The 230-nt window shown below is 72.2% G+C and carries 1 protein-coding gene; it reads right to left on the bottom strand.

Annotated features, from left to right (window positions below; genetic code table 11):
• Positions 1 to 230 (bottom strand): UTRA domain-containing protein (locus KVT37_RS33275; RefSeq protein ID WP_217579126.1); only part of this gene is annotated, 230 nt, incomplete at both ends.

Genomic DNA, 230 nt, shown 5'->3' with positions numbered 1-230 from the left:
TGCCGCTCCAGCGCTTCGTAGAGCGAGCCCTTCAGCAGACCGGCATCGGGGAAGCCCGGCACGCCCGCTGCCGAAAGCTGCGCGGTCTGGATGCCGATCGGTTCGTTGTTGCCGGGCCGCAATCGGCGGATGCGCACGTTCGGGTCGCCCTCCTCGTTCTCCAGCGCGCCGGCGGCCCCGGTATATGCGGTGGGCAGGCTGCGGTCGGGCTGGCGTGAGCCGGGGGCCAC

Origin of the sequence: Mesorhizobium sp. GbtcB19 (assembly GCF_019091085.1) — a bacterium.
Lineage (GTDB): Bacteria > Pseudomonadota > Alphaproteobacteria > Rhizobiales > Rhizobiaceae > Mesorhizobium.
The sequence above is the reverse complement of the archived record's forward strand: the minus strand, read 5'-3'. Positions and strand labels throughout refer to the sequence as shown.